The following is a 24,263-nucleotide window of genomic DNA, read 5'->3' as shown; positions in this document are numbered from 1 at the left end:
TGGAAGACTTCCGCACCTCAGGCCGGATCATGCTTGAACGATTCTGGCATCTAGAGTCTTCGCTATGAAAATGCAAGTACACAAGACTGACAAATGCAACATCGCTTTCCCAGGTCTTGCCCAGTCATCGCAAAGCAAGAAATCACCCATCTCCAAAATTTACCCATCGCCAAGCCAGACATCTCATTCAAAGATGGATACCGCTAGATTAATCGGTAAAAATGCTGAAAACTTCTCGAAACGAGAAGACTTGAGCCTACCCCATGAAGAATTCAGAGCGCAGTTTTGCGCGCCGCATCGATCTCACCTCGCTTCAGCTGTTCGTCGCCGTGTGCGAACTGGGCAGCATTGGCCGCGCCGCTGAACGCGAGTTCATTGCAGCCTCGGCCGTCAGCAAGCGGCTGTCCGACCTGGAAGCGACGGTGGACACCGCCCTGCTCTATCGCCACAGCCGCGGCGTGACGCTGACGCCGGCCGGCGAGAGCCTGCTGCACCATGCGCGCAATGTGCTCTACGGGCTGGAGCGCATGCAGGGCGAGCTCTCCGAATACGCCGACGGCGTGCGCGGCCATGTGCGCATGCACGCCAATATGTCGGCCATTGTGCAGTTTCTGCCCGAAGACCTGGGAGCCTTTGCGCGCGAACACAGCCAGATCAAGATCGATCTGCAGGAGCACCTGAGCCCCGACGTGCTGAGCGCCGTGGCCGAGGGCACGGCCGATATCGGCATCTGCACGCTGGGCAATATCAGGAGCAGCGAAGGCAATCAGGCCACCGTGCAACTGACCCAGGGCAATGTGCCGCTGCAGTACCGCAGCTATCGCAAAGACCGATTGGTCGTCGTCGTGCCCGAGCGCCACGCCCTGGCCGACCGCGAAAGCGTCGCCTTCACGGAAGTGCTGGAATGGGACATCGTCAGCCTGCATGCGGGCTCCTCGATCAGCCTAGCCATGCGCGCTGCTGCAGCCCAGGCTGGCCACCCGCTGCACCAGCGCATTCAGGTCACCAGCCTGGACGCCATGTGCCGCATGATCGACAACGGCCTGGGACTGGGCCTGCTGCCCGACCGCGCATTCGAGCTGATGCATGGCGTGGGCCATCTGCGCGCCGTGCAGCTCACCGACGACTGGGCGCACCGCGAACTCTGCGTGGTGGCGCGCGACTTCGAAGCGCTGCCGGTGACCACCCGCCTGCTGGTCGATCACCTCTGCCCCGCCAGCGCCAAGGCTTGAAGCACTGCTCAGGTCCGCCACAGAACACAGAATCCTCCCAACAAACCAACCTCACGAGACCACCATGGGACGCACCCTCTACGACAAGATTTTTGACGAGCACGTCGTTCACACCGAGGAAGACGGCACCTCCGTCCTCTATATCGACCGCCATCTGGTGCACGAAGTCACCAGCCCCCAGGCCTTCGAAGGCCTGCGCATGGCCGGCCGCAAGCTGTGGCGCGTCAGCTCGGTCGTGGCCACGGCCGACCACAACACCCCCACCGACGGCTGGGAGCGCGGCTATGACGGCATTGCCGACCCCATCAGCAAGGAACAGATCACCACGCTGAACAGCAATATCGCCGAGTTCGGCTCGGCCGCCTTCTTCCCCTTCATGGACAAGGGCCAGGGCATTGTTCACGTCATGGGCCCCGAGCAAGGCGCGACCTTGCCCGGCATGACCGTGGTCTGCGGCGACAGCCACACCTCCACCCACGGCGCTTTCGGCGCGCTGGCCCACGGCATCGGCACCTCCGAGGTCGAGCATGTGATGGCCACCCAGACTCTGCTGGCCAAGAAGGCCAAGAACATGCTGGTGCAGGTCAACGGCAAGGTCGCGCCCGGCATCACCGCCAAGGACATCGTGCTGGCCATCATCGGCAAGATCGGCACCGCCGGCGGCACGGGCTACACCATAGAGTTTGCCGGCGAAGCCATCCGCGACCTCAGCGTGGAAGGCCGCATGACGGTCTGCAACATGGCCATCGAAGGCGGCGCCCGCGCAGGTCTCGTCGCCGTGGACGACAAGACCATCAACTACATCAAGGGCCGCCCCCTGGCGCCCACGGGTGGCGAATGGGATGCTGCCGTCACTTACTGGAAGACACTGCATTCCGACGCCGACGCGAAGTTCGACCGTGTGGTGGAGCTGAACGCCGCCGACATCGTGCCGCAGGTGACCTGGGGCACCAGCCCAGAGATGGTGCTGGGCATCGATGCCGCCGTCCCCGATCCCGACAAGGAAAAGGACTCGAACAAGCGCGGCGCCATCGAACGTGCGCTGACCTATATGGCACTGGAACCCGGCAAGCCCATCAACGACATCTTTGTCGACAAGGTGTTCATCGGCTCCTGCACCAACAGCCGCATCGAGGACATGCGCGAAGCCGCCGCCGTGGTCAAGAAGCTGGGCCAGAAGGTCGCCAAGAACATCAAGCTGGCAATGGTCGTGCCCGGCTCCGGCCTGGTCAAGGAACAGGCCGAGCGCGAAGGCCTGGACCAGATCTTCAAGGCCGCCGGCTTTGAATGGCGCGAACCCGGCTGCTCCATGTGCCTGGCCATGAACGCCGACCGCCTGGAGCCCGGCGAGCGCTGCGCATCGACCTCGAACCGCAACTTCGAAGGCCGTCAGGGCGCCGGTGGCCGCACCCACCTCGTCAGCCCCGCCATGGCCGCTGCGGCAGCCATCCACGGCCACTTCGTCGATATCCGTAAATTTGCGTAACCCCCCTGAGTCGCTGCGCGTCTTCCCCCAAGGGGGACGACGGCCTTTGCTGCGGGGCGGCCCTTGCTGGCCGTCTCTGATGCAAGACGCGAACGTCGCCAAGACTAAAGATTCTGGAATCACACCATGCAAAAATTCACCGTGCACAAGGGCCTCGTCGCCCCCATGGACCGCGAGAACGTCGACACCGACGCCATCATCCCCAAGCAGTTCCTCAAGTCCATCAAGAAGACCGGCTTCGGCCCCAATCTGTTCGACGAGTGGCGCTATCTGGACCAGCCCGGCCAGCCCGGCGTGCCCGAAGCCGACCGCAAGCCCAATCCCGACTTCGTGCTCAACCAGCCCCGCTTCAAGGGCGCCAGCATCCTGATCGCCCGCAAGAACTTCGGCTGCGGCTCCAGCCGCGAGCACGCGCCCTGGGCCCTGGACCAGTACGGTTTCCGCGCCATCCTGGCCCCCAGCTTTGCCGACATCTTCTTCAACAACAGCTTCAAGAACGGCCTGCTGCCCATCGTGCTGCCCGAGGCCACGATCGACCAGCTGTTCAACGACGTGGCAGCCTTCCCCGGCTACGAGCTGACCATTGACCTGGAGCGCCAGGTGATCCTGAGGCCCCAAGGCGAAGAGATCGCCTTCGACGTCATCGCCTTTCGCAAGTACTGCCTGCTCAACGGCTTCGACGATATCGGCCTGACCATGCGCCATGCCGACAAGATCAAGGCCTTCGAAGCCGAGCGTCTGGCGCAAAAGCCCTGGCTGGCGCATACATTGATTCAGAAGTAACCCCCGGAGCCGCTGCGCGGCTTCCCCCTTTCTCGATGCGTTGCATCGGAAGGGGGACGGCATCTTCGCTGCGGGGCGGCCCTTGCTTGATGCCCCTTGTTTGGGGCGTGCTTGTTTTTAGGTTGCTACCCATAAATGAGCTGCTTGCGCCTTCTATTCATGAACATCAGCATTAATTCAATCTGAAATCTATGAATATCAAGCGCTAGCAGCTATCAAATTAATCAAAGGAACATCATGAAGATTGCAGTTTTGCCCGGTGATGGCATCGGTCCCGAAATCGTCGCGGAAGCCGTCAAGGTGCTCGAGGCCCTGAATCTGGGTCTGGAGATGGAAACCGCTCCCGTGGGCGGCGCCGGCTATGAAGCTGCCGGCCACCCCCTGCCTCCTGCCACGCTGAAGCTGGCGCAGGAAGCCGATGCGATCCTGTTCGGTGCCGTGGGCGACTGGAAGTACGACACGCTGGACCGCCCCCTGCGTCCCGAGCAGGCCATCCTCGGCCTGCGCAAGGCCCTGGGCCTGTTCGCCAACTTCCGCCCCGCCATCTGCTACAAGGAGCTGACCCACGCCTCCAGCCTCAAGCCCGAGCTGGTCGCCGGCCTGGACATCCTCATCATCCGCGAGCTGACCGGCGATATCTACTTCGGCCAGCCGCGCGGCCGCCGTGTGGCACCCGACGGCCACTTCCCCGGTGCCGAGGAAGCCTTCGACACCATGCGTTATTCGCGCCCCGAGATCGAGCGCATCGCCCATGTCGCCTTCCAGGCCGCGCAAAAGCGCAGCAAGCGCGTGACCAGCGTGGACAAGGCCAATGTGCTGGAAACCTTCCAGCTCTGGAAGGATGTGGTCAGCGAAGTCGCCAAGCAGTACCCCGACGTGGCCCTGGACCATATGTATGTGGACAACGCCGCCATGCAACTGGTCAAGGAACCCAAGCGCTTCGACGTGGTGGTGACCGGCAATATGTTCGGCGACATCCTCTCCGACGAAGCCTCGATGCTGACCGGCTCCATCGGCATGCTGCCCAGCGCCAGCCTTAACGACAAGAAACAAGGCCTGTACGAACCCAGCCACGGCTCGGCTCCCGACATCGCCGGCAAGGGCATTGCCAACCCCCTGGCCACCATTCTCTCGGCCGCCATGATGCTGCGCTTCAGCCTGGGCCAGGAAGCCGCCGCCCAGAAGATCGAAGCTGCCGTGCAAAAAGTGCTGGCCGACGGCCTGCGCACCGCCGACATCTACAGCGAAGGCACGACCAAGGTCAGCACCCGTGAAATGGGTGATGCCGTGGTCAAGGCACTGGCAGGAGTCTGAGGTCCGGAAACCGCTGATGCCAGGCCACCGCCGCAAAGCGGTGGCTTTGGGTTTGACGCAATTTTCGGCATCAAACAAAACAAAACGTCAAAAATAAATCATTTATTTCGACGTTATGACTAGAGTTTCAAGCACTTTTAATTCTTCAAGCTTGGGCTCTAGTCGCTAGAATGACAACTCTTATGTTTGCCGCACGCACCTTCGCTCCCGAGACCCTCACACCCGCAAAGCTTGCCGGTGTGAATGCGCGCGCAATCACCATTAAGACGATTACAGGCTGACCCAGCCCGGTTCGTCGCGCGCCCCTTCCGGCCCTGACGAGCCGGACGAATCAGTCTCAAGCTACTGTTTTCAAAACTGAAAGGGCGTTTCAAATGAGCAAGCAATTGGTAGGTTTGGTGGGCTGGCGCGGCATGGTCGGCTCCGTGCTGATGGATCGTATGCAGGCCGAAGGCGACTTCGCGCTGATCGAGCCCGTGTTCTTCTCCACCTCCAATGCAGGTGGCAAGGCCCCGGCCATGGCCACGGTGCACACCGAGCTGAAGGACGCCAACGACATCGCCGAGCTGTCCAAGTGCGACATCATCATCACCTGCCAGGGCGGCGACTACACCAAGGAAGTCTTCCCCAAGATCCGCGCCGCCGGCTGGAACGGCCACTGGATTGACGCCGCCTCCTCGCTGCGCATGGAGAACGACGCCGTCATCGTGCTCGACCCCGTCAACGACGACCTGATCCAGCAAAAGCTGGCCGCCGGCGGCAAGAACTGGATTGGCGGCAACTGCACCAACTCCATCCTGCTGATGGGTCTGGGCGGTCTGTTCAAGGCCGGTCTGGTGGAATGGGTCTCTTCCATGACCTACCAGGCCGCATCGGGCGGTGGCGCCAACCACATGCGCGAGCTGCTCAAGGGCATGGGCGTGGTGCACGCCGCCGTCGCCGACGAGCTGGCGACTCCTGCTTCGGCGATTCTCGAAATCGACCGCAAGGTGGCCCAGACCATCCGCGAAGATGTGCCCACCGAATTCTTCGGCGCGCCTCTGGCTGGCGGCCTGATCCCCTGGATCGATGTGCAGCTGCCCAACGGCCAGTCTAAGGAAGAATGGAAGGGCCAGGCCGAGGTCAACAAGATTCTCGGCACCGAAGCCACGATCCCCGTCGACGGCCTGTGCGTGCGCATCGGCGCCATGCGCTGCCACTCTCTGGCCCTGACCCTGAAGCTCAAGAAGGACCTGCCCCTGGAAGAGATCGAGGCCCTGATCAAGGGCGGCAATCCCTGGGTCAAGTTCGTGGCCAACGACCGCGCACTGACCGTCAAGGAGCTGACTCCTGCTGCCACCACCGGCGGTCTGGAAGTGGCCGTCGGTCGTGTGCGCAAGCTCAACATGGGCCCCGAGTACGTTTCGGCCTTCGTGATCGGCGACCAGTTGCTGTGGGGTGCTGCCGAGCCGCTGCGTCGCATGCTGCGCATCCTGCTGGCAGCCTGATCCCGTCCACCATCAAGCCTGCGAATGGCTTGATCCAGCACAGCAAAGCGCCAGTCATCCTCGTGATGGCCGGCGCTTTTTTCATGTCCAAGCTCCAGGCTTGGGCGACAATTGCCCGCTTATTCGGGCGAATGCAAACCGTCAGCAAACCTACATTAGGTTTCATCTCGTTGCCAATCGACAACAATTGAGAGCCTTGCCAGCCATGCTTTTGCTCACATTGCAATAGCGTCGTTGACAATGCAAACTGTGTCCGCCGGGCCGAGAGACCTTTGCCGCCTGCTGGAATTTCCAATTTTTATGTGCACCGCAGCCACAAACCCGATCAAGAACAAGAGGGCTGTAGGCTGCACGAATCAAGTCTGAGCCCTATGCAACGCTGGAAACTATCTGCGCTCGCCGCAGCCACCCTCGCACTGTCAAGCCTCCCGGCCACCGATGCATGGGCATTGGCGCTGGGTCGCATCACGGTGCAGTCGGCTCTGGGCGAGCCCTTGCGTGCCGAGGTCGAGATCCCTCAACTCAGCGCTGCCGAGGCCGACAGCCTGCAGGCAGCTATCGCATCGCCAGCTGCATTCCGTGCCCAGGGCATGGAATTCACGGGCACGGCCAACTCGGTGCGCGTGCAGGTGCAAAAACGTGCCAACGGCTCGGCCGTGCTCAAGCTCAGCAGCTTTCAGCCGGTCAATGATCCCTTTGTCGACCTGGTGATCGATGCCAACTGGGCATCGGGCAAGCTGCAGCGCAACTACACCTTGCTGCTCGACCCTCCTGCAACGCGCCGCCCTGCTCCTGCGCCCACCACCGCTGCCCAGGCCACGCCTGCCGTGGTGCCTGCGCCTGCGCGTCCCGCCGTGACTGCACGCCCGGCGTCCAGCCCTGTCAACACGGCCGGCCGGGACCTGCGCAATGACCGCGATCAGGACGAAGCTGCAACCAAGCCTCAGCGAAAACGCCAGGCCGGCACTGCGGCACCGGCTGGCAGCAGCGATGAAGTTCGCGTCAGGACAGGCGACACCGCAGGTCGCATTGCTGCATCGCACAAGCCAGCAGGCGTCTCGCTTGATCAGATGCTGGTCGCCATGCTGCGCAGCAACCCGCAGGCCTTTGTCAATGGCAATATCAACCGCATGCGCAGCGGCGCGGTGATTCAGTTGCCCGATCAGGCGGCCGCCCAGGCCACCTCGGCCAAGGAAGCCCGCCAGATCATGGCGGCCCAGTCTCAGGATTTCAACCAGTTCCGCCGTCAACTGGCTGGCGTGGCACCTGTGGCTCCTGTGGAAGCTGCATCGCGCAGCGCTTCCGGCCAGGTTCAGGCCCATGTCGCCGATGCCAAGGCCGCCACCGCAGCCCCCGACAAGCTGACCCTGTCCAAGGGCTCCGTCAAGGGCGTGGCTGCCGATGAGCAAGTGGCCCAGCAAAAACAGGCAGCAGACCAGTCTGCGCGTGCCGATGAGCTCAAGCGCAATATGGCCGAGCTAAGCCAGATTGCGGCAGCCACCAAACCTGCAGGTACGGCCGCAGCTCCCGCAGCAAGCGCCCCGGCTGCAGCTGCACCAGCGGCAAGCCCTGCAGTCACCGTACCCGCGGCCAGCGCCGCCAATGCTGCAGCGCCTGCCCTCGCACCGGCTGCTGATGCGGCTGCAACGTCTGCGCCCCCAGTCACACCCGAGGCGGCTGCAGCCGATGCCGGCAAGCCAGGCGACACCGCGCCTGCACCAGCTCCGGCCGAAGGCGAACCGGCACAGGCCGCAGCCGAGCCTGCAGCGCCCGCACCGGCACCGGTTGCACCTCCCAAGCCTGTGGCAGCACCGGCCCCCATTCCCGAAGAGCCCAGCTTCATCGACAGCCTGATGGAAGACCCGACCATCCCGCTGGCTGGCGCAGCACTGCTGGCCCTGCTTCTGGGCTATGGCGGCTACCGTGTTTCTCAGCGTCGCAAAGCCGCTGCGGCAGGCGCGGACAGCACGCTGGGCGACAGCCAGCTGTCAGCGGACTCCTTCTTCGGCGCCAGCGGCGGCCAGCGCGTGGACACCACGACCAGCAGCAGCCAGATGTCGGGCCAGTCCATGCAGTACTCTCCCAGCCAGCTCGACGCCGGCGATGTGGACCCGCTGGCCGAAGCCGATGTGTACCTGGCTTACGGCCGCGACCTGCAGGCCGAGGAAATCCTCAAGGAAGCGCTGCGCAGCGACCCCAACCGCCTGGTGCTGCACCAGAAGCTGGCTGAAATCTATGCCAAGCGCCATGACCGCATGGCCTACGCATCTGTAGCCAACAACGTCTTTGCCCTGACCCAGGGCAAGGGGCCCGAATGGCAGCGGCTGGCCGATCAGGGCCGTATCCTGGATCCGGAAAATCTGACTTACCAGCTGGGCGGAGCTCCCCAGGCTCATGCAGCGGCAGCTGCGACCCCAAGCGCCTTCAGCCCCACCGATCCCTCGAGCGCCCTGCAAGGCGGTGTGGCCGCCGCCGTGGGCTTTGGCTCGGCACTGGCTGCTGCACAGGCTGCGGAAGCCGCTGCCAGCCACGAAGGGCCACCCACAGAGCCCGCCGGCATGGACTTCGACATGGATCTGGAGCTGCCGGCGGACCTGCCTGACACCGCAGCCAGCGCAGCGCCTGTGGCCTCCGAACCCGTCTCCTTGCCCAACGAGCAGGATTTCGCGGCACTGGCACAGTGGGACACCCCTGTCACCGCATCCGAGCCAGCACCCGCAGCAGACAATGGCCTGAACCTGAACCTCGACGATCTGGCCTCGTTCAGCCTGCCCGCCACGGCATCTCAAGCCCCGGCCCCTGTCGCAGCTCCCGCGCCCGCCGAGCAAAGCTCCCTGAATGCGCTCGAGTTCGACCTCGACAGCTTCACACTGCCTTCGCAGGCACAGCCCGAGGCCGAGAGCGGACAGGAAACTGCGCCGCTGGAACTATCTTCCAGCCAGGAGCGCCTGGACACAGAGCAGGACATCGAAGCCCTGACCTTGCAGCAACCGGGTGAAGAGGCCGCCAGCCCTGCCGCCGCCCCTGCGCAAGCCGATGTGACCTTCGACCTCAGCGGCCTGTCGCTGGACCTGGGCACATCCGATATCGCTGCGCCAATCGATGCCGTGCCAGCGCCCTCCGAACCCGAAGACCCGCTGGCCACCAAACTGGCCCTGGCCGAAGAGTTCAATGCCATCGGCGACAGCGACGGAGCGCGTACACTGATCGAGGAAGTGATCGCCGAAGCCCATGGCGATCTCAAGGCCAAGGCTCACAGCCTTCTCTCTCAGATTGGTTGATTGATTTGATGCATTCAGACCCCGCGCCGGGAGCCATGCCATGCGCATAGCTCTTGGCGTCAGCTACAACGGTCAGGCCTATCGCGGCTGGCAAAGCCAACCCGATGGCAACACCGTACAAGACAAACTCGAAGCGGCCCTGGGCCGCTTTGCTGCTCAAGAAGTCTCCACCATCTGCGCCGGTCGCACCGATTCCGGTGTGCACGGCCTGATGCAGGTCGTGCACTTTGACACCGAGTTGCAGCGCACGCCCAACTCCTGGGTGCGCGGCACCAACACTTTCCTGCCCAAGGACATCGCCGTGCAATGGGCAGCCGAGGTCGCCGACGGCCCGAATGGCTTCCATTCCCGGGCCTGTGCCACTGCACGCCGCTATGCCTATGTGCTGCTGCAGTCACCCGTGCGCCCCAGCGTCGACCATGGCCGCGTGGGCTGGGTGTTTCAGGCCCTGGATGCGCAGCGCATGCGTGCAGCCGCCGACCTGCTGCTGGGCGAGCATGATTTTTCGTCCTTTCGCGCGGCAGGCTGCCAGGCCAAGAGCCCGGTCAAGACCCTGCGCCGCATCGACATCCACTACCGTCCCGCAGGCCAGGCACCCATGCGCGACGGACAGATGGAATGCGGCTACTGGCGTTTCGAGTTCGAGGGCAGCGCTTTTCTGCACCACATGATCCGCAACATCATGGGCTGCCTGATCTACGTGGGCCAGGGCTCCAAGCCCGTGGAATGGATGCAGCAAGTGCTGGAGGCACGCTCGCGCGAAGTGGCAGCCCCCACCTTCTCCCCTGACGGTCTGTACTTTCTCGGCCCCATTTACGATACGCGCTGGGGCCTGCCTGTAGACACCCCCCCGTTTGCCTGGCTGCCCTGAGCGGCCAGCGGCCAGCGATTGCTGCAACGCCAGAGATTTGCCATGTCTTCCATTGCCCCCCGCACCCGCATCAAGATCTGCGGCCTGACCCGCGAGCAGGATGTCGACGCTGCAGTGGCCGCCGGTGCCGATGCCGTCGGCTTTGTGCTTTATGCGCCAAGCCCGCGTGCCGTGACGCTGCAGCGCGCGGCCGAGCTGGCCCGGCGGCTGCCGCCCTTTGTCACACCTGTTTTGCTCTTTGTGAATGAAACAGCTACCAATGTGATAGCTGCTTGCGCCCTAATACCCAACGCCTGCGTGCAATTTCATGGTGATGAATCGGCAGCGGATTGCGAGGCCGCCACCCGGGGCGTCCAGCCCTGGTTGCGCGCGGCGCGCATACCCCTTGGAGACGATGCGGCGCGATTTGACCTCGTAGAATATGCCCAACGTTATTCAAAGGCCCAAGCCATCCTGCTCGACGCCCATGTCGATGGTTATGGTGGCGGCGGCAAGGCATTCAATTGGTCACTTCTGCCAACAAGCGTCGACTCTCACCTCGTTTTGTCTGGTGGACTCACGCCTGCAAACGTGACCGATGGCATCTTGCAAGTGCGCCCTCGCGGGTTGTCTCTGGCCGTTGATGTGAGCTCTGGAGTCGAGGCCGAAGGCCCCGACGGCAAGCCCCTCAAAGGCATCAAGGATGCCCACAAGATTCATCGCTTCATTGCTGCTGTACGCGCAGCTGATGCCCAAATTTTGCAGACTGACACATGTTTGAATACCAGTATCCCGACGTCCACGGCCATTTCGGCCGCTACGGCGGCAGCTTCGCCAGCGAAACCCTGACCCACGCGCTCACCGAGCTGCGTGAGGCCTACGCTAAGTATCAGAACGACCCCGAATTCATCGCCGAATTCCAGTCCGAGCTGGCACACTATGTAGGCCGTCCCTCGCCCGTCTATCACGCCTCGCGCATGAGCCGTGAAATGGGCGGCGCGCAGATCTATCTGAAGCGCGAGGACCTCAACCACACGGGCGCACACAAGATCAACAATGTGATCGGCCAGGCCATGCTCGCCAAGCGCATGGGCAAGCCGCGCATCATTGCCGAGACGGGTGCCGGTCAGCACGGCGTGGCCACGGCCACCATCTGCGCTCGTTACGGCCTTGAATGCATCGTCTACATGGGCGCCGAGGACGTGAAGCGTCAAAGCCCCAATGTCTACCGCATGAAGCTGCTGGGCGCCACCGTGGTGCCCGTGGAATCGGGCTCCAGGACGCTCAAGGATGCGCTCAACGAAGCCATGCGCGACTGGGTGGCCAATGTGGACAACACCTTCTACATCATCGGCACCGTGGCCGGCCCCCATCCCTATCCCATGATGGTGCGCGACTTCCAGAAAGTCATCGGCGACGAGTGCCTGACGCAGATGCCCGAGTTCCTGGGCGCCGACAAGCAGCCCGACGCGGTAGTCGCCTGCGTGGGCGGCGGCAGCAATGCCATGGGCATCTTCTACCCCTATATCCCCTACGAGAACACCCAGCTGTTCGGCGTGGAAGCGGCGGGCGAAGGCCTGGAGTCCGGCAAGCACTCGGCCTCGCTGCAAAAAGGCAGCTCGGGCGTGCTGCACGGCAACCGCACCTTCATCCTGCAGGACGAAAACGGCCAGATCACCGAGACCCACTCGGTGAGCGCCGGCCTGGATTACCCCGGCGTGGGCCCTGAACATGCATGGCTGCAGGAAATCGGCCGTGCCCAGTATGTGGGCATCACCGATCAGGAGGCGCTGGACGCCTTCCACTATCTGTGCCGCGCCGAAGGCATCATCCCGGCTCTCGAGTCCAGCCACGCCGTGGCCTATGCCATGAAGCTGGCCAAGACCATGCGCGCCGACCAGTCGATTCTCGTCAGCCTATCGGGCCGTGGCGACAAGGACATCGGCACCGTGGCCGACCTCTCGGGTGCCGAATATTTCGACCGTCCCTCCATGCGCGGTCTCACCGTCAAGGGCGCTCCCGGACATGATGCAGCCAAGGCTGCCGCAGGGGGCAACAAGTTATGAGCCGAATTACCGCCACTTTCAGCAAGCTCAAGGAAGAAGGCCGCAAGGCCCTGATTCCCTATGTGACTGCAGGCTTTCCATTTGCCGCCATCACCCCCTCCCTCATGCACGGCATGGTGGAAGCCGGTGCCGACGTGATCGAGCTGGGCGTGCCCTTCTCGGACCCCATGGCCGACGGCCCCACCATCCAGCGCGCGGGCGACAAAGCCATCGCCAACGGCGTGGGCCTGAGCCAGGTACTGGCCTATGTGGCCGAGTTCCGCAAAAAGGACCAGACCACGCCCGTGGTGCTGATGGGCTATGCCAACCCCGTGGAACGCTACGACCAGATCCATGGCGAGGATGCCTTCGTCAACCATGCGGCGGCTGCCGGCGTCGATGGCGTGCTGATCGTGGACTATCCGCCCGAGGAGTGCGAAGAGTTTGCAGCCAAGCTCAAAGCCCGCGACATGGACCTGATCTTCCTGCTGGCTCCCACCAGCACCGAGGAGCGCATGCAGCAGGTGGCGCGCGTGGCCAGCGGCTATGTCTACTATGTCTCGCTCAAGGGCGTGACCGGTTCGGGCGCACTGGACACTTCGGCCGTGGAGGCCATGCTGCCGCGCATTCGCCAGCATGTCAGCGTGCCCGTGGGCGTGGGTTTCGGCATTCGCGATGCCCAGACCGCACAGACCGTGGGCCAGGTTGCCGACGCCGTCATCATCGGCAGCCGCATCATTGACCTGCTCGACAACCAGCCCCACGAGAAGATCGTTCCTTTGGCAATAGACTTTCTGCGTGGTGTGCGAAAGGCTCTCGACGCATAATGCTGCCCTGAAATCAGCCACCCCCTGAGCGGCTTCGCTGCTTCCCCCTTGAAGGGGGACGACAGCCTCGCAGCGGGGCGGCCCTTGCTCGCTGTCCCTGACCGGGATTGCGCCAGTGCCTGCGCCGCGCCGCCCTCATGGGTTGCGGGTGGCGCGCAGTGCAGTGGAAACTGAAAAGGAAATAACCATGTCCTGGCTTGAAAAACTTCTGCCTGCAAAAATCCAGCAGACCAATCCGACGGAACGCCACCAGCAGATTCCCGAAGGTCTGTGGATCAAGTGCCCCAGCTGCGAAACCGTTCTGTACAAGACCGATCTGGAAAAGAACCAGAACGTCTGCCCGACCTGCGGCCACCACCACCGCATTGGCGCGCGCGCGCGTCTGAACCATTTCCTCGACGCCGAAGGCCGCTATGAAATCGCACAGGAAGTCATTCCTGTCGACCCGCTGAAATTCAAGGACAGCCGCAAGTACCCCGAGCGTCTGAAGGAAGCGCTGGAGAACACCGGCGAGACCGATGCACTGATCGTCATGGGCGGCTCCGTCAAGAGCATCAATGTGGTCGTGGCCTGCTTCGAGTTCGACTTCATGGGCGGCTCCATGGGTTCCGTGGTCGGCGAACGCTTTGTGCGCGGCGTGGAAACCGCCATCGAGCAGAAAGTGCCTTTCATCTGCTTCACCGCCACCGGTGGTGCCCGCATGCAGGAAGGTCTGCTGTCGCTGATGCAAATGGCCAAGACCAATGCCGCGCTGACACGTCTGGCCAAGAAGGGTCTGCCCTATATCTCCGTGCTGACCGACCCGACCATGGGCGGTGTGTCCGCCGGCTTCGCCTTCGTGGGCGATATCGTGATTGCCGAGCCCAAGGCCCTGATCGGCTTTGCCGGCCCCCGCGTGATCGAAACCACCGTGCGTGTGAAACTGCCCGAAGGCTTCCAGCGCGCCGAGTTCCTGCAGGACAAAGGTGCCGTGGACATGATCGTGGACCGCCGCGAGCTGCGTGATCGCGTCTCCAGCTCTCTGGCCATGCTGCAACGCCTGCCAGCGGACGCCGTGGAATAAGCACCGGCCGACCAAAAGCAAAAAGGCTGACGCAGCATTCATCTGCGTCAGCCTTTTTTGTCAGCTTTAGCACCTCGGAACATCCAAAACACACCACACAGCAGGCTTTGGAATTGACGAGGCTCCGGGCAATACGGCTTTCCCGGCCCGGGCAGCCCCCTAGCGCACCCCGGCAATCATGGACAGGCCGCCAGCCTGCACATAGTTGAGCACCATCAGCAGCACCTGCAGGCCAATCAGGGCAATCAACGCCGAAAAGTCCACATTGCCTATCAGGGGCACCACCTTGCGGATAGGTGCCACCAGCGGATCGGCCAGACGCTGCAGCACGCCGTAGATGGGCGAATAGGGCTGCACCCAGGACAGGATGGCGTAGATCAGCAAGATGCCCATCATGCCGGACAGAATGACCTTGATCAGCCCGCACAACGCCAGCCATGGCAGCGCCAGAACCGATCCCTTGCCACCCAGCAGCAGCCAGATCAACAGCACCTGCGCCAGCTGCAGCAGCAAGGCAGCAATCAGGCTGGATTTGTCCCAGCGGCCCTTGGCGGGAACGATCTTGCGCAACGGCATGACGATCCAGTCGCTCAACGCAAAGACCAGTTGTCCTACGGGATTGCCGAACGGCACACGCTGCGCCTGCATGTACATGCGCAGCAGGCAGGCCCCGCTGATCAACCCGACGACGACATCCAGCAGAAACAAAACGATTTCAAACAGCATGTGACCCAATTCAGAAAACAGTGAGCAACTCACCCATTCGTGGGATGATAGCCGGGCACCATGACCGATACGCAAAGTCTGCATTCCCTGCCCCTGTTCCCGCTGAACACGGTGCTGTTTCCTGAAGGCCTGCTGAGCCTGCAGGTCTTCGAGGTGCGTTATCTGGACATGATCCGCAAATGCCAGCATGCCGACGCCCCTTTCGGCGTGGTTGCGCTGCAGTCGGGACAGGAGGTGCGCAAGGCCGGCGCCCAGACCGAGCGCCTGCACTCGGAGGGCGTGCTGGCCCATATCGCCCGGCTCGACTCCCCTCAGCCCGGACTGCTGCACCTGCAATGCAAGGGCGTCCAGCGCTTTCACATCCAGCGCTGCTGGCAACTGCCGCATGGCCTGTGGGTAGCCGATGTCGCCATGCTGCCCGACGACCCCAAGGTCACTGTCCCCAAGCATTTGCTCAGCACCTCCTATGCACTGGCTCAGGCCTTGCTGAACCTGCACAGCCACGACCCCGACCACGCGCAACTGCCCACTCCGACGCAGATGCATGACTGCGCCTGGGTTGCCAATCGCTGGGCCGAGATGCTGCCCCTGCCGGTGCGGGTCAAGCAGCAGCTCATGACACTGGATGCCCCGCTGCTGCGACTGGAGCTGATTGCCGATGTGCTGGAGCAAAGCGGCATTACCGGATCAGGCCCACAGGAGGAAGCCTGAATTTGACTCATCCCTTTAACGGCGGTGTAGAAACACTACTTTTTCGGCAGCATTCAGCTGGCTGGCTCGGCTGCAGTCTGGGCCATGGATGCGACATTCCGCAGTTCCTGCGAGCGCTTTGCCCGGTCGCTTACCGCTGACTCGGCAAAAAACTTAAAATCACCGGTTTCGGGCAGCGGCTATCCTTGCCGCGCCCCCATTCCTGGCCTCCAACCGGCGCTTGTCGCTGGCGCTCTCTTTTCATGACTGAACAAAACATCTCTTCTGCGGCAGAAAACACCGCCCCTCAGGACGAAAACAAACTCATCGCCGAGCGCCGCGAAAAACTCAAAGCCCTGCGCGAGTCTTCCAAGGCCAACGGCGGCGTTGCCTTTCCCAACGACTTCAAGCCCGAGCATCGCGCCGCAGCCCTGATCGCCGAGCACAGCGACAAGGATGCCGAAGCCCTGGACGCTGCAGCCGTTGCCGTCAGCGTGGCTGGTCGCATGATGCTCAAGCGCGTGATGGGCAAGGCCAGCTTTGCCACCGTGCAGGACGCCACGGGTCGTATCCAGGCCTATGTCACCCGCGATGCCGTGGGTGAAGAGGTCTACGCCGACTTCAAGAAATGGGATCTGGGCGACATCATCTCCGTCGAAGGTCAGCTGATGAAGACCAAGACCGGCGAGCTGTCGATCAAGGCCACGAAAATCCGCCTGCTCACCAAGAGCCTGCGCCCCATGCCCGACAAGTTCCACGGCATGGCCGACCTGGAGCAGAAGGTGCGCCAGCGCTATGTGGACCTGATGACCGACGAAGAAGCCCGCAAGCGCTTCGTGGCCCGCAGCAAGGCTGTGGCCGGCATCCGCGACTTCATGGTCGAACACGGCTTCCTGGAAGTCGAGACACCCATGCTGCACCCCATCCCCGGCGGTGCCAATGCCAAGCCCTTCATCACCCACCACAATGCGCTGGACCAGGAGATGTACCTGCGCATCGCGCCCGAGCTCTACCTCAAGCGCCTGATCGTCGGCGGTTTCGAGCGCGTGTTCGAGATCAACCGCAACTTCCGCAACGAAGGTATCTCGGTGCGCCACAACCCCGAGTTCACCATGATGGAGTTCTACGCGGCCTACTGGAACTACCAGGATCTGATGGACTACACCGAAAAGCTGATCCGCGACGCGGCCATGAAGGCCGTTGGCACGCTGGAGCTGAGCTATGGCGGCAAGCCCGTGGACCTGGCCAAGCCCTTTGAACGCCTGACCATCCCCGAAGCCATCGTCAAATACACCGAAGCCGGCGACAACGTGGGCAACCGCGAATGGCTGACCAATGCCCTGAAGAAGCTGGGCATGAAGGAAGACAAGGACAAGTTGTCCACCCGCACCCTGGCCAGCCTGCAGGTGCTGTACTTCGAAGAGGTGGTGGAAGATAAGCTGTGGAACCCCACCTTCATCATGGAGCATCCCACCGAGATCTCGCCGCTGGCGCGTGCCAACGACGAGCGTCCCGAAGTGACCGAGCGCTTCGAGCTCTACATCACGGGCCGCGAATTCGGCAACGGCTTCTCCGAGCTCAATGACGCCGAAGACCAGGCCGCCCGCTTCAATGCCCAGGTGGAAGCCAAGGACAGCGGCGACGACGAAGCCATGTACTTCGACCACGACTTTGTGCGCGCCCTGGAATACGGCATGCCCCCCACCGGCGGCTGCGGCATCGGTATCGACCGCTTCATGATGCTGCTGACCGACAGCGCCAGCATCCGCGACGTGATTCTGTTCCCGGCATTGCGCCGCGAGGTCTGAGAAGCGGCTGTGCGCCCGGCTCGGGCGTTGCGGAACAACATGGCCTGACGAGCCGAGGACGATCCGCGACTGAGACACCAATAGCCACCGACACAGCCAGATTGCGCACCGGCCACTATTCAAAATAGGCTGTCGCAATACTGGCTGGCTATACTGCTTGACATGCAGATTCCCCAATACTGGGCTCAGGCAAGACTACGTCATCAGACCGGCGTACGCCATGGCGTCACCGTTCAACGCTGGGGCTGGTCTGACAACAGCGAGTCCGATGCCCAGGCTCATGCTCAGCAAAGAGCACAGCAGGCACTGGAGGCGGCTCTCGCTGCCGCTGCCAAGCGCAACCTGCCCGAATACTTCGAGCGCATGGAATGGCGCACCGAATACGGGCTGGACGGCGCCACACCCATTCGCGAAGAGGTGCTGGAGCGGCGTGATGAATCCGTCATGACGCGCAACAGCTATGGCGCACACTGCCTGAATACAGAGAACGTGGCCATTGCCGATATCGACTTCCCACATCAGAAAAAGCCTGCCCGCTTCCCTGTCATTTCGTCGCTGCTGCTGGCTCTGGCCCTGCCCTGGCTGTGGATGACCCCGCTGACCTGGAGTCTCGGTGCGGCGATGTTGATGCTGCTGGTGGCCAGCATCGGCCTGATCTTCTGGTCAGGCCTGAAGCAATGGCTGCATGCCCGCCAGACGCAGCGCAGCAATGCCCGCCTGCCACCGCCTGTGGATATTGCACTGGCAAAAGTTCGGGCGTTCTCAGCCAGGCACCCGGACTGGGGCTTGCGCGTCTACGAAACGCCCAAAGGACTGCGCGTCATTGTCACCCACGCCGCACTCGCCCCCTCCTCGCCCGAGGTCCAGGGGCTGTTCCAGCAACTGGAGGTTGATCCGCTCTACGCCATGCTGTGCAACCAGCAGCAGTGCTTTCGCGCCCGAGTCAGCGGCAAACCATGGCGCATGGGCCTGAACGGTCTGTCGGGCCAGGAAAGGCGCTGGCCCCTGTCTGCCGCCTCTCAGACTGCACGCCAGCAGTGGGTGTCGGTTTATGAAACAAGATCGACGCAGTTCGCGGCCTGCCGCTTTATCGATCAACTGGGCGCGACGACGCTGTGTTCAGCGGCACAGACTTTCGTCATCTGGCACGATGAACGCAGCAAAGCGCACTCCTCTCTGGCATTGGCCTGAGCATGTCCGTGACCATTCACAAAGCCTGTTGCTTGAAACCGGCGTATAAAGTAACAATATATTTCCCAGACCATGCCTGAACTACCGATGAGTCTGACCCTGACCTTCCTCTCATGACAGCTCTGCCATCTTCTGCATCAGCTTTGTCTGCCATCGAATCCAGCGGGGCACGGTTCTCGTCACCCGATTCTGCGACGCCGTTCTCCGTACTGGTCGTCGAGGATCAGGCAGTCATGCGAGCTGCTCTGGTGACGGAACTTCGCCAGGCCGGTGTGACACAGGTGCTGGAAGCCGAAAGCGGCCGCACCGCGCTGGCACTATTTCGCAGTGAAAGACCCGATCTGGTGCTGCTGGACATCCGCCTCCCCGGCGAAGACGGCTATTGGGTCGCGCGTCAGCTGCGCGAGGCCGAGCCCGGCGAGTGGACACCCATCATCTTTCTCTCCGGCCTGGACAACGATCTGGACGTCTGGCGCGGTATTGAGGCGGGGGGCGACGACTACCTGGTCAAACCCGTCAAACCCATTGTGCTGGTCGCCAAGCTGCGCGCCATGCGCCGCCTGCTGGACATGCGCCGTCGCCTGGTCACGGTCTCTGCAGAGCTGCATCTGGCGAATCAAAAGCTCAACGAAATGGTGGAGCTCGATGCGCTCACGGGTCTGGTCAATCGTCGAGGCCTCGATCGCATGCTGCATGCCGAAATTGCTGCGGCAAGGCGCGAGAGCAGGCCGCTGACGCTGATGCTTTGCGACCTCGATCACTTCAAGCACTTCAACGATACCTACGGCCATGTCCAGGGTGACGAATGCCTCAAGCAGGTCGGGCGTCTGCTGCGCGAAGTCTGCGTGCGCCCGCGCGACATCGCCGCACGTTATGGCGGTGAAGAGTTTGCCATGATCCTGCCCAATACCCCGCGTTCCGGCTCGATGACGTTCGCACGTGCTCTCGGCCAAATGCTCAAGTTCCTCAAGATTCGCCCGCCAGGAGCCGCCGAGGATATTCCGCTGACCCTCTCCGGCGGGATTACCACCTGCATTCCCGACGAGCACACCAGCGCCGAATCCATGCTGATGCGAGCCGACGAAGCCCTGTATGCCGCCAAATCTCAAGGGCGTAACCGCTTCTTCAGCTTCGAGATGCAGATGGACACCATAGAGCAGAGACAGATCTAGCAGTCCGCCAAGCAGCGTTGCGGCACTGCCTGCCCATTCGACACTTATCAGCTTCGCTCTCAAGAGACGCTAGGATTGGCGCATTGTCCTGTCAGCCCGTCGTGGCTGACCTCTGCCGTTTTTCTAGAGTGACTGGTTATGCGTCGTCTTCAAATGCACCTGCCCGATTGGATGCAGGACTGGCTTGAAATCCTGATTCCCGGGGTTCAGATCTTTCTCATCATCCTGGTGGCCTGGCTGATCAACTGGCTCATCAAGCGCATCATCTCGCGTGCAGGCAAGGCCTATGACCTGCCTCATGAGCTGCTCATGCCGCTGCGCGGGGTGTTTCGCTGGATCATCATCGCCGCCGCCATACTGGCGATTCTGGAGCGCCTGGGCATGTCGGCTACCGTGCTCTGGACGGCTTTCACCGGCTTTGCCACAGTGGGTGCCGTTGCCTTCTTCGCAGCCTGGAGCGTGCTCTCCAATCTGTTTTGCGCGCTGCTGATCGTCACCGTCGGCCCCTTCCGTCTGGGCGACTATATAGAGGTGCTCGACACTGCCGAGAAGCCTGGAGCCAAGGGCCGCGTGATCGACCTCAATATGCTCTACATCACCTTGCAAGATGACAGCGCACCGGCAGGCATGCCCAATCTGCTGCAGATTCCCAACTCCCTGATTTTCCAGCGCGTCATTCGCCGCTGGAAAGGCGGCATGCCGGTGGTGACGGAGAACACGCCAGCCACCAGCCAGGAGGAAGCCTGCGCCGTGGCCATCACGACTCCTGGCGGCAGCGCCGCTGCCTCGGGCTGAGACCGACCGATACCCGGCCTCCATGCAAAAGGGCTTCCTGAGAAGCCCTTTTTTGATTTCGTCAGGGCAGACGCGGCCTGACCTTGCTGGCAGCCAGCTTGGCATTCACACGGGCCTGCTCCACATCGCCAGCGCGCGCCAGGGCCACGCCCATGCGACGCTTGACGAAACTCTCGGGCTTGCCAAAGAGGCGCAAATCGGTGCCGGGCACTGCCAGGGCTTGCTCCACACCATCAAACACCAGGCCTTCGGCATCCTGACCGCCATAAATCACGGCACTGGCACCAGGGTTGCGCAGGCTGGCATCCACGGGCAGACCCAGAATCGCGCGGGCATGCAACTCGAACTCGCTTTGCCATTGCGTGCACAGCGTCACCAGACCTGTGTCATGAGGACGTGGCGAGACTTCGCTGAACCAGACCTGCTCGCCCTTCACAAACAGTTCCACGCCAAACAGGCCCAGACCACCCAGGTCGTCGGTGACGGCCTTGGCAATCTGGCGCGATTTCTCGAGCGCGGCAGGATGCATGGGGTGGGGCTGCCAGCTCTCCACATAGTCTCCGGCCTGCTGGATATGGCCCACGGGGTCGCAGAAATGGGTTTCGATCTGACCATCTGCACCCTTGGCGCGCACGGTCAGCTGGGTGATTTCGTAATCGAAGTCGATAAAGCCTTCGACGATCACGCGGCCCTTGGCGACACGGCCACCGGCCATGGCGTAATCCCAGGCCTTGGCCACATCGGCAGGGCCGTCGATCTTGCTCTGGCCCTTGCCAGAGCTGCTCATCACGGGCTTGACCACGCAGGGGTAGCCGATGGCGGGCTGGCCGTCGCTGCCGTCGATCGCGGCTTGCAGCTCGACCAAGGAGTCGCAGAAACGATAAGGGCTGGTGGGCAGACCCAGGGTTTCAGCGGCCAGACGGCGAATACCTTCACGGTCCATGGTCAGACGCGCGGCGCGGGCCGTGGGAATGCAGGTGATGACGCCTGCGGCTTCCAGCTCTTCCAGCATGGGCGTGGCAATGGCCTCTATCTCGGGCACGACCAGATCGGGCTTGAGCTCTTCGATCAGCGCCTTGAGCTGAGCCGGATCGCTCATGGTGATGGTGCGCGCATGGTGGGCCACCTGCTGGCCAGGCGCGTTTTCATAGCGGTCCACGGCAATGGTTTCCACGCCCAGGCGCTGCAGGGCAATCAGCACTTCCTTGCCCAGCTCGCCGCTGCCCAGCAGCATGACTTTGGTGGCATTGGGGGAGAGAGGGGTTCCTAGGGTGGTCATGGTTGCATCCTGCATATATGGGGCCGAGCCCCCGATCATAGGCGAGCAGGCAAGCCTCTCGTGACTGCAGCTTGGCAATTCGGCCGCTTTCAGCGCCGACCGATGAAGCGCATGGCGCGGCTGACTGAAGATTCAGTGCGGCATTGGCGAGTAATGCTCGATGCGGCAGGCGCCGCGATTCTTGCATTGCCCGTCCAGATAGCGAAAGCGTACCGTCACGGCAGCACCGGGACCGGGCCACTGCCTGCGCGGCAGCTCGCTTTGATAGTCCGCCGTTTCGGGTCTGAAGCTCAGCGCCGTGCCTGGCTGCGGACATTCGGCATCGCCGCTGGCTTTGGCTTCGAGCACGCGGGTCTGCAGCGCGCGGCCACCGCTTTGCTTTTCTCGCACCTGCACCTTGAGATCGCAGATCTGCCAGTCTGCAGCCTGGGCGGCAGCGGCGCAGGCGCTCAAAGCCGTCACAATCAGAATTCGGAAAAGAGTCATCTGTCTACCTGCGAGTGAGTGATGTTCATGGCCCAGCATCTCTACCAAATAGATAGCTTCAATCGCTTCAAGACAAAGGGAGTGAGGCCAATATCATGGATTTTTTCGGTGGGTATCAGTGCGTCAGACCGACAGCCTTGCCGCCACGCTGCGGAATGCTTCCCGCGTCGAATCGCATCTCGGAAGTCCAGACCGCATCGTCCCAGACCCAGGGGCTGCTGGCCTGCTCCAGACCCAGCACATGCACGCCGCTCAGGTCCTTGACGCGTTCCTTGAGCCAGTCGATCTGATCGCTGCGCACAAACACCAGGCAGGCAATCTCCCAGTCGGGCTGCGTGATGCCCAGGCCGTGCAGCTGCGACAGCAGCGGGGCATACCATTTCTCGACCCGCTCGTTGAGTCGGTTGACCAGCGCCAGCGGATAGCCGGAAGCCGATACCTCGACCACATAGACCTGGCGACGAGCCGGGCGCAATGCCACGAAAGCCGGACATTGCCAGCCATCGGCCACCTCGTACTTGGGGGCCACAAAAGTCTCACCGTTGGCCGTGAGCAGCTGCATCACGGCTTCTTCATGTCGGTCCATGCTGAATTTCTCCGGCGCGCCGAAAGTGCGCGCAGGCTCACACCTTAGCGCAGCTCAGGCCTCGCCAAAGCAAATTCCGATATCGCGCGCCATGGTCAGCAGCGGGCTGTCCAACGGCACGGTGCGCTGGGTGTTGGCCACATCGGCAATCGCCACACTGCCGATGCGGCCGTTCTGCAGCGTGACCATATGGCCCAGCTGGCCGCCCAGCACCAGTTGCGCAGCATGGTGGCCGAACTGCGTGGCCAGCACCCGGTCAAACGGCGTCGGATCGCCGCCGCGCTGCACATGCCCCAGCACCGTGGTGCGCACCTCGCTCTGGAGATGGGGTTGCAGGCGCTCGCGCAGCACATGGCCGACACCGCCCAGACGCACGGGGTCGGGACTGTGCGCAATCCGCTCGCGCACCGTCAGGCTCTGGCCGCTTTCCTTGGCCCCCTCGCCGATGCAGATGATGGTGTAGCGCTGACGCCGCTCGCGCTCCTGACAGACCTTGATGATGGACTGCAGGTCGTAATCGATCTCGGGCAGCAAAATAATGTCGGCAGCACCGGCGATGCCGGACTCCAGTGCCAGCCAGCCCGCATGGCGGCCCATGGTCTCCACGATCATCACGCGGTGGTGGCTCATGGCCGTGCTCTCGATGCGGCGCAGGCTTTCGGTCACCGTGGCCACGGCCGTGTCGAAGCCGAAGCTGCGCTCGCAGTTGGCAATGTCGTTATCAATGGTCTTGGGCACGCCCACGCATTGCAGTCCCACCTGCGCCAGGCCATGGGCCAGACTCATGGTGCCGTCGCCGCCGATGGCGACCACCACATCCAGTGCCAGCGCCTTGACGTTGCGCCCCACCTGGGCCAGCGTGGCCGCATCGCGCAGCGGGTTGGCGCTGTTGCTGGTGCCCAGGATCGTGCCGCCGATATGCAGAATGCCGCTGACCTCGTCCCAGCTCAGCGCTCTGACGCGCGGACTGGCATCCATCAGCCCTTCAAAGCCGTCGGCAATGCCCAGTACCTCGCACTGGCCATGGTTGATCAGGGACTTGGTGACCGCACGGATCACCGCATTGAGGCCGGGGCAATCGCCGCCACCGGTCAGCACACCAACGCGCATGGGCTCGCTCTCCAAAGATTCTCGAATGCACATCATCCCACGAGAAAGTCGC

21 protein-coding genes are annotated in these 24,263 nt (G+C 62.7%); 16 read left to right on the top strand and 5 right to left on the bottom strand.

Features of this window, described 5'->3' with window-relative positions:
• Window positions 1–263 precede the first annotated feature (263 nt).
• The 11 genes from JAO85_RS04525 (at window position 264) to accD (ending at window position 14,368) form a co-directional block, all read left to right on the top strand.
• Entirely contained in the window at window positions 264–1,232 is a 969-nt protein-coding gene (locus JAO85_RS04525; protein WP_003064272.1) for a LysR family transcriptional regulator, read from the top strand.
• 64 nt (window positions 1,233–1,296) lie between these two features.
• The gene (gene leuC / locus JAO85_RS04520; protein WP_003064269.1) at window positions 1,297–2,718 is read left to right on the top strand and encodes a 3-isopropylmalate dehydratase large subunit; all 1,422 of its coding nucleotides are present in this window, start codon (window positions 1,297–1,299) and stop codon (window positions 2,716–2,718) included.
• Between the two features lie 126 nt (window positions 2,719–2,844).
• Complete coding sequence (gene leuD / locus JAO85_RS04515) at window positions 2,845–3,501, top strand: 3-isopropylmalate dehydratase small subunit (protein ID WP_003057935.1); 657 nt, start codon at window positions 2,845–2,847, stop codon at window positions 3,499–3,501.
• Between the two features lie 237 nt (window positions 3,502–3,738).
• Complete coding sequence (gene leuB, locus JAO85_RS04510; protein ID WP_003064266.1) at window positions 3,739–4,815, top strand: 3-isopropylmalate dehydrogenase; 1,077 nt, start codon at window positions 3,739–3,741, stop codon at window positions 4,813–4,815.
• A 374-nt stretch (window positions 4,816–5,189) separates the two neighbouring features.
• The gene (gene asd, locus JAO85_RS04505; RefSeq protein WP_003064263.1) at window positions 5,190–6,302 is read left to right on the top strand and encodes an aspartate-semialdehyde dehydrogenase; all 1,113 of its coding nucleotides are present in this window, start codon (window positions 5,190–5,192) and stop codon (window positions 6,300–6,302) included.
• A gap of 371 nt (window positions 6,303–6,673) precedes the next feature.
• Window positions 6,674–9,583, top strand: coding sequence for a FimV/HubP family polar landmark protein (locus JAO85_RS04500; RefSeq protein WP_202787590.1), 2,910 nt, complete (start codon window positions 6,674–6,676; stop codon window positions 9,581–9,583).
• 40 nt (window positions 9,584–9,623) lie between these two features.
• Window positions 9,624–10,454 (top strand): tRNA pseudouridine(38-40) synthase TruA, encoded by an 831-nt coding sequence (gene truA, locus JAO85_RS04495; RefSeq protein ID WP_046461221.1) that lies wholly within the window; start codon window positions 9,624–9,626, stop codon window positions 10,452–10,454.
• 42 nt (window positions 10,455–10,496) lie between these two features.
• Entirely contained in the window at window positions 10,497–11,282 is a 786-nt protein-coding gene (locus tag JAO85_RS04490; protein WP_003064251.1) for a phosphoribosylanthranilate isomerase, read from the top strand.
• Entirely contained in the window at window positions 11,207–12,499 is a 1,293-nt protein-coding gene (trpB, locus tag JAO85_RS04485; RefSeq protein ID WP_003064250.1) for a tryptophan synthase subunit beta, read from the top strand. The genes JAO85_RS04490 and trpB overlap by 76 nt, the downstream gene beginning before the upstream one ends.
• A complete protein-coding gene (gene trpA / locus JAO85_RS04480; RefSeq protein WP_003064247.1) occupies window positions 12,496–13,305 on the top strand; it encodes a tryptophan synthase subunit alpha in 810 nt (269 codons plus the stop codon). The genes trpB and trpA overlap by 4 nt, the downstream gene beginning before the upstream one ends.
• A gap of 187 nt (window positions 13,306–13,492) precedes the next feature.
• Window positions 13,493–14,368 (top strand): acetyl-CoA carboxylase, carboxyltransferase subunit beta, encoded by an 876-nt coding sequence (gene accD, locus JAO85_RS04475; protein ID WP_003064244.1) that lies wholly within the window; start codon window positions 13,493–13,495, stop codon window positions 14,366–14,368.
• A 159-nt stretch (window positions 14,369–14,527) separates the two neighbouring features.
• Here the strand turns inward: accD and JAO85_RS04470 are convergent, their stop codons facing one another.
• Window positions 14,528–15,094, bottom strand: coding sequence for a YggT family protein (locus JAO85_RS04470; RefSeq protein ID WP_012837276.1), 567 nt, complete (start codon window positions 15,092–15,094; stop codon window positions 14,528–14,530).
• A gap of 60 nt (window positions 15,095–15,154) precedes the next feature.
• Between JAO85_RS04470 and JAO85_RS04465 the strand changes: the two genes are divergently transcribed.
• The 5 genes from JAO85_RS04465 (at window position 15,155) to JAO85_RS04445 (ending at window position 20,750) form a co-directional block, all read left to right on the top strand.
• Complete coding sequence (locus JAO85_RS04465) at window positions 15,155–15,805, top strand: LON peptidase substrate-binding domain-containing protein (RefSeq protein ID WP_012837275.1); 651 nt, start codon at window positions 15,155–15,157, stop codon at window positions 15,803–15,805.
• A gap of 242 nt (window positions 15,806–16,047) precedes the next feature.
• The gene (gene lysS, locus JAO85_RS04460) at window positions 16,048–17,592 is read left to right on the top strand and encodes a lysine--tRNA ligase (protein ID WP_012837274.1); all 1,545 of its coding nucleotides are present in this window, start codon (window positions 16,048–16,050) and stop codon (window positions 17,590–17,592) included.
• A gap of 162 nt (window positions 17,593–17,754) precedes the next feature.
• Complete coding sequence (locus tag JAO85_RS04455) at window positions 17,755–18,783, top strand: hypothetical protein (RefSeq protein WP_202787589.1); 1,029 nt, start codon at window positions 17,755–17,757, stop codon at window positions 18,781–18,783.
• Window positions 18,784–18,896: 113 nt separating this feature from the next.
• The gene (locus JAO85_RS04450) at window positions 18,897–19,955 is read left to right on the top strand and encodes a diguanylate cyclase domain-containing protein (RefSeq protein WP_202787588.1); all 1,059 of its coding nucleotides are present in this window, start codon (window positions 18,897–18,899) and stop codon (window positions 19,953–19,955) included.
• A gap of 138 nt (window positions 19,956–20,093) precedes the next feature.
• Window positions 20,094–20,750, top strand: a complete 657-nt coding sequence (locus JAO85_RS04445; RefSeq protein ID WP_003064226.1) for a mechanosensitive ion channel family protein — start codon at window positions 20,094–20,096, stop codon at window positions 20,748–20,750.
• A 61-nt stretch (window positions 20,751–20,811) separates the two neighbouring features.
• Here the strand turns inward: JAO85_RS04445 and purT are convergent, their stop codons facing one another.
• The 4 genes from purT to JAO85_RS04425 all read right to left on the bottom strand — a co-directional run bounded on the left by purT (window position 20,812) and on the right by JAO85_RS04425 (window position 24,211).
• Entirely contained in the window at window positions 20,812–22,029 is a 1,218-nt protein-coding gene (purT, locus tag JAO85_RS04440) for a formate-dependent phosphoribosylglycinamide formyltransferase (RefSeq protein ID WP_202787587.1), read from the bottom strand.
• Between the two features lie 132 nt (window positions 22,030–22,161).
• Window positions 22,162–22,515, bottom strand: a complete 354-nt coding sequence (locus tag JAO85_RS04435) for a hypothetical protein (protein ID WP_012837270.1) — start codon at window positions 22,513–22,515, stop codon at window positions 22,162–22,164.
• Window positions 22,516–22,630: 115 nt separating this feature from the next.
• Entirely contained in the window at window positions 22,631–23,101 is a 471-nt protein-coding gene (locus JAO85_RS04430) for a hypothetical protein (protein WP_003057958.1), read from the bottom strand.
• 54 nt (window positions 23,102–23,155) lie between these two features.
• Complete coding sequence (locus tag JAO85_RS04425) at window positions 23,156–24,211, bottom strand: 6-phosphofructokinase (RefSeq protein WP_003057959.1); 1,056 nt, start codon at window positions 24,209–24,211, stop codon at window positions 23,156–23,158.
• Window positions 24,212–24,263: the final 52 nt, after the last annotated feature.

The sequence above is a fragment of the Comamonas sp. NyZ500 genome (assembly GCF_016772095.1).
Taxonomy (GTDB): Bacteria; Pseudomonadota; Gammaproteobacteria; order Burkholderiales; family Burkholderiaceae_C; genus Comamonas; species Comamonas thiooxydans.
The sequence above is the reverse complement of the archived record's forward strand: the minus strand, read 5'-3'. Positions and strand labels throughout refer to the sequence as shown.

Bases quoted from the DNA above. Each gene is read 5' to 3' on its own strand.
- JAO85_RS04425 (WP_003057959.1), bottom strand. From the start codon at position 24,211: ATGCGCGTTGGTGTGCTGACCGGTGGCGGCGATTGCCCCGGCCTCAAT.
- truA (WP_046461221.1), top strand. From the start codon at position 9,624: ATGCGCATAGCTCTTGGCGTCAGCTACAACGGTCAGGCCTATCGCGGC.
- accD (WP_003064244.1), top strand. From the start codon at position 13,493: ATGTCCTGGCTTGAAAAACTTCTGCCTGCAAAAATCCAGCAGACCAAT.
- purT (WP_202787587.1), bottom strand. From the start codon at position 22,029: ATGACCACCCTAGGAACCCCTCTCTCCCCCAATGCCACCAAAGTCATG.
- JAO85_RS04490 (WP_003064251.1), top strand. From the start codon at position 10,497: ATGTCTTCCATTGCCCCCCGCACCCGCATCAAGATCTGCGGCCTGACC.
- JAO85_RS04455 (WP_202787589.1), top strand. From the start codon at position 17,755: ATGCAGATTCCCCAATACTGGGCTCAGGCAAGACTACGTCATCAGACC.
- lysS (WP_012837274.1), top strand. From the start codon at position 16,048: ATGACTGAACAAAACATCTCTTCTGCGGCAGAAAACACCGCCCCTCAG.
- asd (WP_003064263.1), top strand. From the start codon at position 5,190: ATGAGCAAGCAATTGGTAGGTTTGGTGGGCTGGCGCGGCATGGTCGGC.
- JAO85_RS04445 (WP_003064226.1), top strand. From the start codon at position 20,094: ATGCGTCGTCTTCAAATGCACCTGCCCGATTGGATGCAGGACTGGCTT.
- JAO85_RS04435 (WP_012837270.1), bottom strand. From the start codon at position 22,515: ATGACTCTTTTCCGAATTCTGATTGTGACGGCTTTGAGCGCCTGCGCC.
- leuB (WP_003064266.1), top strand. From the start codon at position 3,739: ATGAAGATTGCAGTTTTGCCCGGTGATGGCATCGGTCCCGAAATCGTC.
- trpB (WP_003064250.1), top strand. From the start codon at position 11,207: ATGTTTGAATACCAGTATCCCGACGTCCACGGCCATTTCGGCCGCTAC.
- JAO85_RS04450 (WP_202787588.1), top strand. From the start codon at position 18,897: ATGACAGCTCTGCCATCTTCTGCATCAGCTTTGTCTGCCATCGAATCC.
- leuD (WP_003057935.1), top strand. From the start codon at position 2,845: ATGCAAAAATTCACCGTGCACAAGGGCCTCGTCGCCCCCATGGACCGC.
- JAO85_RS04465 (WP_012837275.1), top strand. From the start codon at position 15,155: ATGACCGATACGCAAAGTCTGCATTCCCTGCCCCTGTTCCCGCTGAAC.
- trpA (WP_003064247.1), top strand. From the start codon at position 12,496: ATGAGCCGAATTACCGCCACTTTCAGCAAGCTCAAGGAAGAAGGCCGC.
- JAO85_RS04500 (WP_202787590.1), top strand. From the start codon at position 6,674: ATGCAACGCTGGAAACTATCTGCGCTCGCCGCAGCCACCCTCGCACTG.
- JAO85_RS04525 (WP_003064272.1), top strand. From the start codon at position 264: ATGAAGAATTCAGAGCGCAGTTTTGCGCGCCGCATCGATCTCACCTCG.
- JAO85_RS04430 (WP_003057958.1), bottom strand. From the start codon at position 23,101: ATGGACCGACATGAAGAAGCCGTGATGCAGCTGCTCACGGCCAACGGT.
- JAO85_RS04470 (WP_012837276.1), bottom strand. From the start codon at position 15,094: ATGCTGTTTGAAATCGTTTTGTTTCTGCTGGATGTCGTCGTCGGGTTG.
- leuC (WP_003064269.1), top strand. From the start codon at position 1,297: ATGGGACGCACCCTCTACGACAAGATTTTTGACGAGCACGTCGTTCAC.